General features: G+C 71.7%; 15 protein-coding genes. 5 read left to right on the top strand and 10 right to left on the bottom strand.

The features are described from left to right. Nucleotides 1-39 precede the first annotated feature (39 nt). Together AB0J69_RS06545 and AB0J69_RS06540 are read right to left on the bottom strand one after the other, a co-directional pair. Entirely contained in the window at nt 40-933 is an 894-nt protein-coding gene (locus tag AB0J69_RS06545; RefSeq protein ID WP_364113561.1) for a LysR family transcriptional regulator, read from the bottom strand. Nucleotides 934-984: 51 nt separating this feature from the next. Beyond that, nucleotides 985-1,353 carry an Mth938-like domain-containing protein gene (locus AB0J69_RS06540; protein WP_364113559.1) on the bottom strand — a complete coding sequence of 123 codons (369 nt, stop codon included), beginning with the start codon at nt 1,351-1,353 and terminating at the stop codon, nt 985-987. Between the two features lie 109 nt (nt 1,354-1,462). Here AB0J69_RS06540 and AB0J69_RS06535 point away from each other — a divergent pair, with 109 nt between their 5' ends. Together AB0J69_RS06535 and AB0J69_RS06530 are read left to right on the top strand one after the other, a co-directional pair. Beyond that, nucleotides 1,463-2,764, top strand: coding sequence for an MFS transporter (locus AB0J69_RS06535; RefSeq protein ID WP_364113557.1), 1,302 nt, complete (start codon nt 1,463-1,465; stop codon nt 2,762-2,764). 5 nt (nt 2,765-2,769) lie between these two features. Then, nucleotides 2,770-3,471 (top strand): phenylalanine--tRNA ligase beta subunit-related protein, encoded by a 702-nt coding sequence (locus AB0J69_RS06530; protein WP_364113555.1) that lies wholly within the window; start codon nt 2,770-2,772, stop codon nt 3,469-3,471. Between the two features lie 82 nt (nt 3,472-3,553). Here AB0J69_RS06530 and glnA read toward each other — a convergent pair whose 3' ends face one another. Both glnA and AB0J69_RS06520 read right to left on the bottom strand, forming a co-directional pair. Beyond that, nucleotides 3,554-4,978: a type I glutamate--ammonia ligase gene (gene glnA / locus AB0J69_RS06525; RefSeq protein ID WP_364113553.1), complete on the bottom strand. Its 1,425-nt coding sequence runs from the start codon at nt 4,976-4,978 to the stop codon at nt 3,554-3,556. A gap of 126 nt (nt 4,979-5,104) precedes the next feature. Next, the gene (locus tag AB0J69_RS06520; protein ID WP_364113551.1) at nt 5,105-6,208 is read right to left on the bottom strand and encodes a hypothetical protein; all 1,104 of its coding nucleotides are present in this window, start codon (nt 6,206-6,208) and stop codon (nt 5,105-5,107) included. Between the two features lie 77 nt (nt 6,209-6,285). Between AB0J69_RS06520 and AB0J69_RS06515 the strand changes: the two genes are divergently transcribed. The 3 genes from AB0J69_RS06515 (at nt 6,286) to AB0J69_RS06505 (ending at nt 8,365) form a co-directional block, all read left to right on the top strand. Next, entirely contained in the window at nt 6,286-6,747 is a 462-nt protein-coding gene (locus tag AB0J69_RS06515) for an RDD family protein (protein WP_364113549.1), read from the top strand. Nucleotides 6,748-6,809: 62 nt separating this feature from the next. After that, a complete protein-coding gene (locus tag AB0J69_RS06510) occupies nt 6,810-7,430 on the top strand; it encodes a TetR/AcrR family transcriptional regulator (RefSeq protein WP_364113547.1) in 621 nt (206 codons plus the stop codon). Next, a complete protein-coding gene (locus AB0J69_RS06505) occupies nt 7,427-8,365 on the top strand; it encodes a hypothetical protein (RefSeq protein WP_364113545.1) in 939 nt (312 codons plus the stop codon). Before AB0J69_RS06510 ends, AB0J69_RS06505 begins: the two co-directional genes overlap by 4 nt. Here the strand turns inward: AB0J69_RS06505 and AB0J69_RS06500 are convergent. From AB0J69_RS06500 to AB0J69_RS06475, 6 genes are all read right to left on the bottom strand, one after another. Beyond that, entirely contained in the window at nt 8,346-9,110 is a 765-nt protein-coding gene (locus AB0J69_RS06500; protein WP_364113543.1) for a class I SAM-dependent methyltransferase, read from the bottom strand. The two genes, AB0J69_RS06505 and AB0J69_RS06500, sit on opposite strands and share 20 nt — an antisense overlap. Further along, on the bottom strand, nt 9,110-9,790 hold the full coding sequence (locus AB0J69_RS06495) for a DUF4191 domain-containing protein (RefSeq protein ID WP_364113541.1): 681 nt from the start codon (nt 9,788-9,790) through the stop codon (nt 9,110-9,112). The genes AB0J69_RS06500 and AB0J69_RS06495 overlap by 1 nt, the downstream gene beginning before the upstream one ends. Nucleotides 9,791-9,857: 67 nt before the next feature. After that, complete coding sequence (locus AB0J69_RS06490) at nt 9,858-12,182, bottom strand: glycoside hydrolase family 3 C-terminal domain-containing protein (RefSeq protein WP_364113539.1); 2,325 nt, start codon at nt 12,180-12,182, stop codon at nt 9,858-9,860. A gap of 65 nt (nt 12,183-12,247) precedes the next feature. Beyond that, entirely contained in the window at nt 12,248-13,051 is an 804-nt protein-coding gene (locus AB0J69_RS06485) for an alpha/beta hydrolase (RefSeq protein WP_364113537.1), read from the bottom strand. Next, complete coding sequence (locus AB0J69_RS06480) at nt 13,048-13,437, bottom strand: VOC family protein (protein ID WP_364113535.1); 390 nt, start codon at nt 13,435-13,437, stop codon at nt 13,048-13,050. The genes AB0J69_RS06485 and AB0J69_RS06480 overlap by 4 nt, the downstream gene beginning before the upstream one ends. A gap of 104 nt (nt 13,438-13,541) precedes the next feature. Continuing rightward, the gene (locus AB0J69_RS06475; protein WP_364113533.1) at nt 13,542-14,498 is read right to left on the bottom strand and encodes a helix-turn-helix domain-containing protein; all 957 of its coding nucleotides are present in this window, start codon (nt 14,496-14,498) and stop codon (nt 13,542-13,544) included. Nucleotides 14,499-14,576 lie beyond the last annotated feature (78 nt).

The raw sequence follows: 14,576 nt of genomic DNA, 5'->3' as shown, positions 1-14,576 counted from the left end.
AGGCTCGCCGGGTCAGGCGGCCCGGTTAGTCCCCCCGGATCAGGCGCTCATCGCGTACAGGACGTCGCGCAGGCCGGGCTCCCGTCCGCGCAGCCAGACCAGGCGGAGGGCCAGCGTCGGCGCGGGGCAGGCGTCGTCCAGCGCCACCAGCGTCCCCGACGCCAGGTCGCCGTCCACCGCGAAGTCCGGCAGGAGCGACCTCCCGAGCCCCTGCCTGGCCCACTCCCGGGCGGTCGCGATGCTGGTCAGCTCCCGCCGCGGCACCTCCGCCCCGAACATCCGCTCCACCGCCATCCGGATCGAGCACTCCGGCGGCGACACCAGCAGCGTGCCGGCATCGGCTCCAGGACCCCCGTCCCGGCGCGGGCCCATGCCCGGCGTCACGACGCCTGGGGCCGCGACGCCTGGAGCCGCGACCAGCCGCAGCGTGACCTCGCCCACGTCGAGGAAGGCCAGCCCCGGCGGGGCCGCGAAGCCGAGCGTGCCGACCCGCATCCCGGAGTCGAGCAGCAGCGCCGCGTCCAGCCCGCCGCCGGCGACCTCGGCCAGCAGCTCCTTCCTGCCCAGCGTGCGCACGTCCACGTCCAGGTCGGGCCGGCGCTCCGCCAGGCGGCGCACCACGCCCGGCAGCCGGGTGGCGGCCAGCGTCTCGAGAGCGCCGACCGTGACCCGCCGCCGCTGCCCGGTGACGGCCCTGCGTACGTCCTCCGCGTGGTCCAGCAGCCCCTGCGCCCGCTCCAGCAGCGCATGTCCCTGCCCGGTCAGCACCATCCCCTGAGGGGTCCGCTCGAACAGCGCGACCCCGAGACCGCCTTCCAGCCGCCGCACCTGCTCGGAGACCGACGCCGGGGCGAGCCCGAGGTCGTTGGCGGCCCCCACCACGGTCCCGGCCCGCGCGACCGCCACGAACACCCGCACATGACGCAGCTCCACGCCCGCCAGCATACGGTTCCGCCACCATGCGCCTTCCGCGCGTGCCGCCGATCAGCAGGTGGAGTGGAACAGGCCGCCGACCGGGACGGTCCCGGCGAGCGAGTTGTACCGCTGGACGGCGGCGGTCGTCTCCTCCACGTACACCTCCACACCCTTCCCCTTCAGCAGCTCCAGCGTCTCGGGGCACGTCTCCAGGACCAGCTCCATGCCCCGGGACAGGACGATGGCCTGGCTGCCGTGGTCGAGCAGCTCCCGCACGTCCGCGGGCTGGATGCCGGGCCTGTGCCTGGTGCCGGTCTCGTTCCAGTCCCAGGGCCGCCCGCCGCCCGGGTAGAGCTTGAAGTCCTTGCCCTCGCCGAGGCCCTCGACCACCATCCGGCCCCAGGAGACGTGCGTGATCAGCGGGGATCGATGCTCCATGGCGCGAGACTACGTCGCGACGCGGGCGCAGGAGCCGACGGCTTTCCCGAATGCCCCGTCCGGATGCGCCTGTTGAGTGGACATATCGCGTTTCCGCAGGCTGAACCCCATGAAGCTTGCCGGTTTCTCCCTCGCCTACTTCCTCGTGCTCTTGGACACGACCGTGCTCACGATCGCCCTGCCGGACCTGCGCGCCTCGCTCGGCGGCTCCGTGGCCGGCCAGCAGTGGGCCGTGAACGCCTACACCGTCGCCTTCGCCGCCTCCCTGCTGACCGGGGGAGCGGTGGCCGACCGGTACGGGGCGGCCAGGGTGTTCAAGGCCGGGGTGGCGGCGTTCGGGGTGCTCTCGCTGCTGAGCGCGGCGGCCCCGCACCTCGGGGTGCTGGTCGCGCTGCGCGCCCTGCTCGGCGTGGCGGGCGCGCTGTGCCTGGGCGGCTCGCTCGGGCTGATCGCCGAGCTGTACCCGTCCCCGGCCGCCCGGGCGCGCGCGACGGGCGTGTGGGCCTCCGTCACCGGCACGGCCCTGGCGGCGGGCCCGCTGCTGGGCGGCCTGCTGGTGGACCTGTACGGCTGGCGCGCCGTCTTCCTGATCAACCCGCCCATCGCCCTCGTCAGCCTGCTGGCCGTGGCGCGGATCCGCTCGCCGCGCGGGACACGCCGGATCGACTGGTACGCGCAGGGCCTGATGTGCGCCTTCCTGGGCCTGCTGGCCGAGGCCCTGACGGACACTTCCCTCCCGGCCGCGGCCCTGTCCCTGATCGCCCTGGTGTCCCTGATCACCATCGAACGCCGCACCGCCACGCCGGCCCGCCTGAAGCCGCCCGCCGAACCCCACCGCGGCGCGGCCGTCCCCCCGGGCCTCCTCTCCGCCACCTGGCCCGAGCTCCTCGCCGGCGCCGTGGCGAACTTCGCCTTCTCCGGCGCCCTGTTCGTCCTGACCCTCCTCCTCCAGGACACCCGCCACCTCTCCCCGATGGCGACCGGCCTGGCCTTCCTCCCCCTCACCCTCCCCATGGTCGTCAACCCCGTGCTCACCGGCCGGATCGTCGCCCGACACGGCGCCCGCCCCCCGATCCTGGCCGGCCTGGCCCTGCTCGCGGCGGGCCTGGCCGGGGCCGCACTCGCCGGCGGCCTCCCGGTATGGCTGGCCGTGATGGGCTTCGGCCTGTCGTTCTGCTTCCCCGCCCTGATGGCGGGCACGATCGCCGGGGCGCCTCCCGGCACCGCCGGGACGGCCGGCGGCGTACTGAACGCCTCCCGCCAGGTCGGAGCGACCCTGGGCGTGGCCGTCCTCGGCGGCCTCACCCACGCCGACCCGCTCCTGACCGCGTCCATCCTCACGGCGGTGACCTGCGCCGCCTACGGCGCTATAGGCTTCCAGAGAAGATCCGTAAGCCGCCTCGCGGAGTGAGAGCCATGCGTTTCCAGCATTCGGACGACATCTGGAGAGACTTCCCCGAGCTCGTCCCGGCGGCGCTCTACGCTGAGGGCATCACGGCGGACGCCGTCCCGGACGCCCGGATCGCCGCCTACGGCGAGGTCGCCGCGGCCCGTCTCGCGACCGCCTCCGAGGGTGAGCTCCCGGAGATCCAGGCGTGGCGCCGCGCCTTCTCCCGGATGGGCCTCAAGCCGACCCAGTACAGATGCGCGTCGGAGTCCCTGCTGCGCCGCTTCAGGAAGGAGGGGGCGCTGCCCCGGCTCCACCCCCTGATCGACCTGTGCAACGCCGTCTCCATCGCGTACGCCGTCCCGATCGCGGTCTTCGACGTCTCCCGCATCGACGGCTGCCTGGAGGTCGGATATGCCGCGGGCGAGGAGACGTACCTCACCTTCTCCGGCGAGACGGAGCACCCGCCCGCCAAGGAAGTGATCTTCGCCGATGCGGCGGGCCAGGCGCACGCCCGCCGCTGGACCAACCGCCAGAGCGGCCTCTCGGCCGTACGCGACACGACGGCGAACGTCCTGATCGTCGCGGAGGCGCTGCACGACACGGCCAGGAAGGACATCGAGTCGCTCACGTCCGCGCTCGCCGCCGAGCTGAACTCCCTGTGGCCGATCACCCCGAAGCACGCGATCCTGACCCGGTCCGCCCCGACTTTCGAGTTCACGGGGGAGTGAGCCCGCACGGGGACATGATCGGGCGGACACGAGAACGGCCCGGGACCGGTGGAGCCGGATCCCGGGCCGTCACGCGTGAGGCCTAGCAGTCGTAGTACAGCTCGAACTCGTGCGGGTGCGGCCGCAGCCGGATCGGGTCGACCTCGTTCTCCCGCTTGTACGCGATCCACGTCTCGATCAGGTCAGGCGTGAAGACACCGCCCTCGAGCAGGTAGTCGTGGTCCGCCTCCAGCGCGTTGAGCACGTCGGTCAGCGAGCCCGGCACCTGCGGCACCTGGCGGGCCTCCTCCGGCGGCAGCTCGTAGAGGTCCTTGTCGACCGGCTCCGGCGGCTCGATCTTGTTGCGGATGCCGTCGATGCCGGCCATCAGCATCGCCGCGAACGCGAAGTACGGGTTGCACGACGGGTCCGGGACGCGGAACTCGATGCGCTTGGCCTTCGGGTTGGAGCCCGTGATCGGGATGCGCACGCAGGCCGAGCGGTTGCGCTGCGAGTAGACCAGGTTGACCGGGGCTTCGTAGCCGGGCACCAGGCGGTGGTAGGAGTTGACCGTCGGGTTGGTGAAGGCCAGCAGCGACGGCGCGTGCTTGAGCAGGCCGCCGATGTAGTAGCGGGCCGTGTCGGACAGGCCGGCGTAGCCGACCTCGTCGTAGAAGAGCGGCGAGCCGTCCTTCCACAGCGACTGGTGGCAGTGCATGCCGGAGCCGTTGTCACCGAAGATCGGCTTGGGCATGAACGTGACCGTGTGGCCGTACTCCATGGCCGTGCTCTTGATGATGTACTTGTACAGCATCAGGTTGTCGGCGGTCTTGAGCAGCGTGCCGAACTTGAAGTCGATCTCCGCCTGACCGGCCGTGCCGACCTCGTGGTGCTGCATCTCGACCTCGACGCCGCACTCGATGAGGTTGCGCACCATCTCCGAGCGCAGGTCGGTGAAGTGGTCCATCGGCGGGACCGGGAAGTAGCCGCCCTTGTAGCGCGGCTTGTAGCCCAGGTTGCCGCCCTCGGTCGCCTTGCCGGTGTTCCAGGCGCCCTCGATGGAGTCGATGTAGTAGTAGCCGGCGTTCTGCTTCGTCTCGAAGCGCACGTCGTCGAAGATGTAGAACTCGGCCTCGGGGCCGAAGTAGACCGTGTCGGCGATGCCCGTGCCCTTGAGGAATTCCTCCGCCTTGCGAGCCACGTTGCGCGGGTCGCGGCTGTAGGCCTCGCCGGTCAGCGGGTCGTGCACGAAGAAGTTCAGATTGAGCGTCTTGTGCTGGCGGAACGGGTCCACCACGGCGCTGGTCGGGTCGGGCAGCAGGAGCATGTCGGACTCGTGGATCGCTTGGAAGCCGCGGATCGACGAGCCGTCGAACATGAGTCCGTCGGTGAAGACGCTCGCGCTGAAGTTCTCAACCGGGAAGGTGAAGTGGTGCGTCGTCCCCGGCAGGTCGGTGAACCTGACATCGACGAACTGCACCCCTTCGTCACTGATGAACTTCAGGACGTCGTCGGCGGAGTTGAACACTCTCGAACCTCCCTGGGGACTGGCCATCATGCCGACGCTAGGGCTTGGCCGTTTCCGTATGGTGTCTCGATTGTTTCGCACGTGTTACGCAGCGTCAGTCTGGCGCAGCGGTGTGTCGAACGTTGTTCACGTTCCCTTCGAGGCGCCGCACTCACCCTTGAGCTCGGGTTCATCCAGCTCGTACGGGTCCGTCGGCGTCCCTTCCGCCCCCACCTTGTCGGGCACGGAGTCGTCGTAGAAGGGGTGGATGTACCCGTCCTCCACGTCACATCGGGCCGGGGTCACACTGCCGCCCCCATCCTGGATCCAGACGACCACCTCACCCCCTTCGCGGTACACCAGCACCGAGCCGCGCTCGTGCTTGACGAGCCGCGTCAGCGTCTCCGCCTGGCCGGGCCGCTGGATCGCGTAGACGACGATGTAGTTGGTCTCCAGCTTCGCGCCGGTGCGCCCGTCCTGCTTGAACGACGACAGCTTCGTCCTGCCGTGCACCTTGATCACGTCGCTGGCCAGCTCGGCCGTCTTGGGGGCGATGCTCGTCACCCATCCGCGGGTGGTCTGGTCGCCCTTGCGGGTCAGGCCCTTGCGGAACCAGGATCGCTCCTCGGGGGGGAGCAGCTCCATGAACGCCGCCGGCTTGCCTCCCAGGATCGTCTTGCGGTCGAGCAGGGCCGCCGTCAGCAGCTTGCGCGTCCGCTCGATCCCCTTGGCCACGTCCTTCTTCGACAGCCCGCCGACAGCCTTGGCCTCGGGCATGTCGAAACCGGCGGCGCCCTCGGCCCAGTCCTCGGCCTTGGAGCCCTCGAACGGCTTGGCGGCGTCGGGTGCCGTCGCCACCGGCTGCGTCTCCTCGGGTACGGGACCTGTGGCGGCCGAGGCCTCCGGCGGCAGGGAGGCCGCGGCGGTCGAGCTCTCCGGCGGCAGGGGGGCCGCGGCCACCGGCATGGTCTCCTCGGGCACCGGGCCGGCGGCGGCGAGCAGGTCGGGGCGGAGGGTGATGACGACCCCGGCGGCCGCGATCACCGAGGTGATCCCGGCCATGGCGAGCCAGGCCCGCCCGATCCGGCGCGGCGCCCGGGCCGGGCGGGCCTCGCGCGGGTGGCGGGACACGGCTTTCGGGGCCTGCCTGGCCCCCTTCTTCGCCGCCGCGCGCATCTTGCGCTGCTGGTCGGCGTCTATCTGCGCGACCAGCTCGTTGAAGCGCTGGTCAAGGTCATCCCCGTGTGGCATGGCGTACATGATGTCCGTCTTGTGACGCGGTTGGGTCACAATCGGGACCGGCCCTGGCAGCGGCTACCTTTGAGGGTATGAGCAGGAACGAGCCTCGATGGACGCAGACCTGGCTGGGTGGGGTGAGATCCGCCGGGGTCGATCTCGGATACCCGGGAGAGCGCCTGGGGCTGCCCGAGGAGGGCAGCGGTTCGATCGCCGGGTGGGGGCGCCGGATCGGCGCGCTCGTCATCGACTGGATGATCTGCACGTGGGTGGTCGTGCAGCTGCTGCTCCGGATGAACCCGGCGGAGTCGCCGTGGGCGCCGGTGGTCGTGTTCGCGCTGCAGTACCTGCTCCTGGTCGGGTTCATGGGCCAGACGTTCGGGCACCGGCTGATGGGCGTCCGGGTCGCCGCGATGGACGGCGGTGATCCGCGGCTGCTGCCCGTTCTGGTGCGTACGGCGCTGCTCGCCCTGGCCGTGCCCGCCCTGATCTGGGACCGCGACCATCGAGGGGTGCACGACCGCGCCTCCAACACGATGGTCGTCCGGATGTAGCTGAGCGGGTAAAAAACCGTACCGGGTTCAGAAACGTACCCGGTACGGTTTATGCTGTCCTCATGATGGCGGGGCTCAGGGAGCGCAAGAAGGAGCAGACCCGGCGGCGGATCTCCGAGGTGGCGCTGCGGCTGTTCGACGAGCGCGGCTACGACGCCGTGACCGTCAACGAGGTGGCCGAGGCGGCCGGGGTCGCCAAGGTCACGCTGTTCACCTACTTCCCGTCCAAGGAGTGCCTGGTCCTCGACGCCGTCAAGGACGACACGGCCGCGATCGTGGCCGGGCGCGAGGCCGGTCAGTCGCCGTTCGACGCCCTGCGCGAGCACTACCGGGGGATGGCCCGGCAGGGCACGGGCGAGGTGGACGTCGAGGGCATGATCACCAGGGTCCGGGTGATCTCGGCCAGTCCGGCCCTGCTCGCGGGCGTCCACCAGACGAACATGGGTCAGCGCTACGAGCTGGCCACCGCGCTCGCCGAGGCCATGCCGGGCCACGGCCTCGCGCCCCAGATCATGGCCGCGCAGGTCACCGCCGCCGTCACGACCCTGCAGGAGGTGTTCTTCCACCGGCTCTCCATGGGGGTGCCGCTGGAGGAGGCGGGACGGCTGCTGGGGGAGGAGGTCGAACTGGCCTTCGACCTCCTGGAACACGGCTTCTCATCGATAAAAGGGGAAAAATCGTGAAAAAGGGCATCAACTACGACACGGGATTCCTGCCGGTCGATGAGAGGTCGCGCAAGGTGTTCGACGCCGGCACCGTCGCCCGCGAGATGCGGGTCATCGCCGACGAGCTGCACTGCCGGGTCGTCCGGGTCTCGGGCGGAGACCCGGAGCGGCTGAGCGTGGCCGCCGAGCACGCCGCCGCGGCGGGCCTGGAGGTGTGGTTCGCGCCGTTCCCGGTGGACGTCCCGGCCGAGGAGACCCTCTCCCTGTACGCCGACTGCGCCGAGCGGGCCGAGGCCGTCCGCCGGACCGGCGCCGAGGTCGTCCTCGTCACCGGCTGCGAGACCAGCGCCTTCTGCCCCGGTTTCATCCCCGGCGACGCCTACATGGACCGCCTGACGCGGATGGCCACGGCCGACGTGGACTGGTGGACCTCGCTGGGGCCCGTGATGCGGCGCTTCAACGACTTCCTGGGCGAGGCGGCGGAGGTGGCCAGGGCCCGGTTCGGCGGCCGGATCACCTACGCCTCGGGGCCGTGGGAGGACGTCGACTGGACCCCGTTCGACCTGGTCGGCACGGACGCCTACCGGGCGGCGTACAACAAGGACACCTTCACCGAGGAGCTGCGCGCACACTTCAAGCACGGCAAGCCGGTCGCGGTCACCGAGTTCGGCACCTGCGCGTACACGGGGGCGGGGGAGCTGGGCGGCATGGCCTGGTCCGTGCCGGACGGCGCGGTGCGTGACGAGGGCGAGCAGGTCCGCTACCTCGAAGAGCTGGTCGACCTCTTCGAGCGGGAGGGCGTCGATACGGCGCTGTGGTTCACCTGGGCGACCTACAACCGGCCGGGTGGGGCCGACCTCGGGGCGTACGGCGTGGTCAGGATGCTCGACGAGAGGGCGTGGGAGCCCAAGGAGGTCTTCCACGCCATGGCGGCTAGATATTCGCGCAGCTGAAGATGGCCGTGCCGGGGAGGTGCCGGCCGCGCAGCGGGCTCCAGCCGCCCCACGCCCGCTCGTGCCCCTCGGGCCACTCGGGCTCCAGCAGCCCGGTGATCGTCAGGCCGGAGGCCGCCAGCAGGTTCACCCAGTCGGCCATCGTGTGGTGGTGCTCGACGTATGTGAGCTCGCCCCGCTCATCGCGCTCCTCGTACGGGGACCGGTCGAAGTAGGACCGGTCGGAGGTCAGCCCCCGCGGCCCCGGATCGTCGGGGAACGCCCACCGGATCGGATGGCTCACCGAGAACACGAACCGCCCGCCCGGCCGCAGCACCCTGCGCACCTCGCGGAAGACGGCCAGGGGGTCGGCCACGAACGGCAGCGCCCCGTACGCGGAGCAGGCCACGTCGAAGGAGCCGCCGGCGAACGGCAGCACCTCGGCGTCGGCCTGCACCACGGGAACGCGCAGGCCGGTCTCCAGGTCGATGCGCTGGGAGTGGCGGAGCTGGCGGTGCGAGATGTCGAACGCCACCACCTCCGCACCCCGCGTCACCAGCCACCGCGCGCACTGGGCGGCACCGCAGCCGATCTCGAGCACCCGCCGGCCGTCCACCTCGCCGAGCAGGCGCGCCTCGGACTCGTCCACGCCCTCGGGCCCCCACACGAACCCGCTGTCGCGCAGGAACCCGCCGTGCTCGACCTGGTAGTCGTCGGCGTTGCCGTCCCACCAGCCGCGGTTGGCCCGCGACGAAGCCGACAGCACTAGCGCATCTTGGGGCCGCGCGGGATGCGGGCGCCCTTGGGCATCGGGCCCTTGGGCATCGGCATGTTCCGCGGCAGCGAGCGCAGGCGGTCCTTGACCTCGTTGACCGAGGGCTTCTTCAGGTTGCGCGGCAGCTTCATGATGTGCCGCTGCAGCTTGCCGAGCGGCACCTGCCCCTCGCCGTCGCCGCACTGCACGTCGTAGATCTCGACGCCCAGCACCACCCGCGCGATCCGCTTCTTCTCGGCCGTCAGCATCTTCGCCACCCGGTTGCCCGGCCCCTCGGACACCAGCACGACGCCCGGGTAGCCGACCACGAGGTGGATCAGGTCCTGGTCACGGTTGACCGCGATGGCCGGGGTGACCTGCCAGTTGCCCCGCATGCCCTGCAGCACGGCCGCCGCCGCGCCGGTCTGGCCGTGCAGGATCGAGTATTGGGCCCGCTGCGCGAGCTGCCCGAACACCACCAGCCCGACGGTGAACGCGGCCAGCACGCCGATGAACACCGAATACCACAGGTAGTCCGTGACCAGGCCGATCACGACGACCACAGCCAGCGTGCCCACCGCCGAGAGGAAGACGATCGGCATTCCCTTGGGGTTGGCCTGCTTGATGATCTGCGCGATCATGCGGAGCTGCTTGATGCGCCCCGGCTTCTCTGGATCCTCGGACTTTGCCATGCTCAGAAGGATACAAACCAACTGGTGCAGTATGGAAAACGCGGCCCGGTCGTTTTTCCCGTTGTGACTACATCTTCACCGTTGCCGACAGCGGAAGATCGCTCGCGCTGCGGCCCGCCCGCACCGTGTGAACGCCCTCGACCGTACGCCAGCCGTCCTCCCAGACCTGGAAGGCCCGCTCCGGGAGGAACACGGTGGTGATCACGGTCTGCCCCGGATCGGCCTCGACCACGTCGAACCCGGCCAGCCGGCCCTCGACGTAGATCTGCACGACCTCCCGCCCCGGGCGCGCCCCGGTGTTGGTGACGGCCACGGACACACTGGTGCCCTCGGCCGCGATCGAGTCGTAGGACCACGTCGTGTACCCCAGCCCGTGCCCGAACCAGAACGCGGGCGACAATCCCTCGCACGCCGGATATCCGATGCGGACGCCCTCGTCGTAGGCCAGCTTCCCGTCCACCGGCGTCACGCACGTCACCGGCGCGTCCGCCAGCCGCCGGTGCCAGGTCGTGGGCAGCCGCCCGCCCGGCTCGGCGTCGCCGAACAGCACGTCGGCCAGCGCCGCCCCCGCCTCCTGCCCCGGGAACCAGGTGACCAGCACCGCCGCCACCTCCTCCAGCCAGGGCATCTCGACCGGCGAGCCCGCGTTGACCACGACCACCGTCCGCGGGTTGGCGGCGGCCACCGCCCGGATCAGCTCGTCCTGCCGGCCCGGCAGGACGAGGTCCGCCCGGTCGAAGCCCTCGCTCTCCACCTCAGGCGTGGTGGCGGCCACGACCACCGCCACGTCGCACTCGCCGGCCACGCGCACGGCCTCGGCCATCAGCTCGTCCTCGCCCGGACCGGGGTCGGCGTGGCCGAGGGTGAAGGACACGAAGGTCATGCCGGCGAACGTGCTCGCCGGATGGGTCAGGGTCAGCTCGTACGTCCCGCCCGCCGCCATCTCCACGCGCACCCGGCGCTCGGGCGGCGCCAGGAACGCCGCGGCCGGGTCGCCGACGTCCAGGCCGATGCTCTCGTCCAGGACGCTCTCGCCGTTCACGGTCAGGTCGAAGGCGCCCACGCCGGCGACCGACAGCTCGTGCGCGCCGGAGACCTCCGGCCGGTACGCCACCCGCAGCCGGACCGCCCTGAGCCGCGCGCCGTCCACGCCGGGCGGCAACTGCCCCATCCAGCGCGCCTCGCCGTCGGCCAGCGCCTGCTCGGACAGCACCGCGCCCGCCTCGTCCAGGAACAGCGCCGTGACGGGGCCGGGCAGCGGTGACAGGCGGATGCGCGGGTCGGTGCCCACGGCGTACCGGACCTCGGCCCGGCCGGCCAGCCCCTCGAGCGGCGAGACGACGCGCCCGGGGTAGACCTGCGCGCTGCCGCCGCCCATGACGCGCGCCTCCCGGGCGGCCGCCCCGATGAGCGCGATCGTGGCATCGGCCCGGAGCGGCAGGACGCCGTGGTTGGTGAGCAGGGTGAAGCCGCGGGTGGCGACCTCGCGGGCCAGCGCCACCCCGTCGACGGCCGCCATCTCCACGGGCCGTTCCCGCGCGCCGCGCAGGGCGCCGACCCGCTCGGCCAGGCGCAGGACGCGGCGTACGCGATCGTCCACGGCCGACTCCGGCACCCGCCCCTCCCGTACGGCCGCCTCCAGCCGGTCCCCCCACGGCCCCTTCGGCCCCGGCATGGCCACGTCCGTGCCGCCGAGGGCGGCCGCCTCGGTCGAGCGCACCGCCGTCCAGTCGGACACGACGCACCCGTCGAACCCCCACTCGCCCTTCAGCACCCCGTGCACCAGGTCCGCGTGCTCGGTCATGGTGGTGCCGTTCACCCCGTTGTAGGCGGTCATGAGACCCCACGCCCCGGCCGCCACCACCCGCTCGAACGGCCGCAGGTACAGCTCGCGCAGCGTCCTCTCCGCCACCAGGACGTCCACGGTGAACCGGTCGGTCTCGGAGTCGTTGGCCACGAAGTGCTTGGGCGTCGTGGCGACCCCGCCCTCCTGCACGCCCTCGACGTAGGCGGCGCCGATCTCGCCCGTCAGGTACGGGTCCTCGGAGAAGCACTCGAAGTGCCGCCCGCCGAGCGGCGAGCGGTGCAGGTTGAGCGTGGGCGCGAGCAGGACGTGCACGCCCTTGCGCCGCGCCTCCTGGGCCAGCAGCCGCCCGGCCCGCCGGACCAGGTCCACGTCCCAGGTGGCGGCCAGCGCCGTCGGGCTCGGCAGGGCGATCGAGGGGTCGCCTGGGCGCCACTGGCCGCCACGTACGCCGATGGGCCCGTCGCTCATCACGAGCGCGTCGAGCCCGATCTCGGGCAGCGGCGGCAGCGACCACATGTCGGCCCCCGTGAGCAGGCGGATCTTGGTGGGGAGGTCGAGCCGGGAGATCAGTTCGTCGAGGTCCACGCCCACAGTGTTCACCAGAAAACCGAGCGCTCGATAGGTTTGTGACCTTTGCGTAATGCAAAGCGTCACCCCGCCACGAAGAACTCCAGCAGCTCGGGAGCCAGCGCCTTCGGCGCCACGTTGTGCGCCTGGTCCTCCAGCACCCGCAGCACCGCGCCGGGCACCGCCGCGGCCACCGCCACGCCCGCCTTCGCCATCCACGCCGGGCTGTCGGCCCCGTTGAGCACCAGCGTCGGCTGCCCGATGGCGGCCAGCCGCGCCGCGGGCAGCTCCTCGCCGGCCCGCAGCACGGCCGCCTCGTAGACCAGCGTGTGCGCGACGGCCTCGGCCTGCTCCCAGGTCGGCTGGGCGCGCATCATGGCCACGGCCTCCGGCGGCACCCCGGCCGCCGCCATGAACCGCTCCACCACCTCCGCCCGCCGGCCCGCCGCGACCAGCGCGCCGAGCTCGGCCGTGAAGCCCGGGGAGAGCGCGGGCGCGCTCTCGTCCACGTGGTACGGCGGCTCCCACACGGCCAGCTTCGAGATCGCCGGGTTGACAGCGGCCGCCTCCAGCGCCAGCGCCGCCCCCGACGAGCCGCCGAACACCATCGCCGACCCGCCCGCCGCCTCCACGACGGCGGCCAGGTCCTCGATCTCCCGCTCCACCGCGTACGGCGGCGTGTCCCCGCTGCCGCCCCGGCCCCTGCGGTCGTAGTTGAACACCGTGAACCACCGGGCCAGGGCGCTCGCGATGGCGGCCATCATGGGCTGCCGCCGCTCCGCGAACGCGCCCTGGACCAGCACGACCGCCGGACCCTCGCCGCGCCGGTCGAAGGCGATGACGGTGCCGTCGGCCGACTTCACGGACTCCTCCGGATACGAGCTCATTGGGCCGGCTGCACCAGGCAAAGCGCCTCCCAGTGGTGCCCGTCGAGGTCGGCGAAGCCGCGCTGGTAGCGGAACCCGCCGTCCTCCTGCTTGACGCCCGCCGGCGTGGCCCCGGACGCCAGAGCCTTGTCCACCAGCTCGTCCACCTGCGCCGGGTTCTCCAGCCCCAGCACCAGGATCGCCTCGGTGCTCTTGCCGGCGTCGCCGATCTCCTTGGTGATGTACGAGGCGAACGCGTCCTCGGCCAGCAGCATGACCTGCGTCTGCTCGCTGATGACCACCGACGCCATGTTGTCGGCCATGCCGAACAGGGTGAAGCCGAGGTCGGTGAAGAACTGCTTCGACCGCTCGATGTCCTTGACCGGAAGATTGACGAAGAGCTGCATTTCCTGATCCCTTCTCACATTCGCTGACAACCATCAGTCTGCTGAGAAAGGGCCCGCCGGTCTTGGATCTGGACGCCAGGCGGATTGACGTTCAGCGCACAGTGTCAGCGCACCGTGTTGGCGCGGCGGTACTCGGCGGGCGGCATCCCGTACGCGCGCCGGAACAACCTGCTGAAATGCGCCGAGTCGGGCAGCCCCCACCGGGCCCCGACGACGCTGACGGACTCGGTGCCGCCCGCCAGCAGGTCCGTGCGGCACCGTTCGAGCCGCCGCTGCCTGATCCAGGCGGCCACCGACGTGTTCTCCGACTCGAACAGCCGGTGCAGGTAACGCACGGAGATGTGGTGCGCCGCCGCGATGGTCGCGGGGTCGAGGTCGAGCTCGCCCAGGTGCTGCTCGATGAAGGCGCGCACCTGCAGCAGCAGCGTACGTTGCCGCGCGTCGCCGGGCAGCGACCGCGTCAGCTCCAGGCGCTCGGCGACGGCCGCGCTGACCAGGTCGGTCACCACGGTCGACAACCTCGCGGCGCTGCCGGGACGGTAGGTCTCGTGGTCGAGGGCCACCCGGCGCAGCAGCGGCACGGCCAGCGCGGCGGCGCCCGTCTCGGCCCCGATGGGCAGCGCGGCGAGCGTCGCCACCGCGTCGATCGGCACGCTGAGCTGGTCGTGCGGGAGGCTGAACACCGCGAGCCGCACCGCCGAGTCATAAGCCAGCTCGTAGGGCCGGGTGAAGTCGTAGATCGCGAACTCGCCCCGGCTGAGCTGCGTCTGGCGGCCGTCCTGGGCCAGGCGCGGGCTGCCCGACAGGGCGAGCACCACCCGGTAGAGGTCGGGATTCTCGCGGCGGATCAGGCCCGAGGTGCGGTGCACGCTGTGCGGGGTGGAGGTGTCGATCCGGCCGACGCCCACGTCGCCGAGCTTGCCGAACTCGATCTCGCCGCGTAACGGCGCGTCGGGGTCGATGCGCAGGTCGAGGGGGCCGAGCGTGTCGCACACGATGCTGCGCCACGCCTCGTGGCGACGCTTCGCGGGTAAGTCACTGGTGCGGATCAGAACGGCCATGCCGGAGTTGCTCCCCCCATCGACAGCGCTGCCATGGTAGCCACGCCGCCCGGGCCCGCGCACCGGCCACAGCACCGG

This window comes from Nonomuraea sp. NPDC049709, assembly GCF_040674815.1.
GTDB lineage: Bacteria > Actinomycetota > Actinomycetes > Streptosporangiales > Streptosporangiaceae > Nonomuraea.
This window is presented reverse-complemented; position numbering and strand designations above follow the sequence as displayed.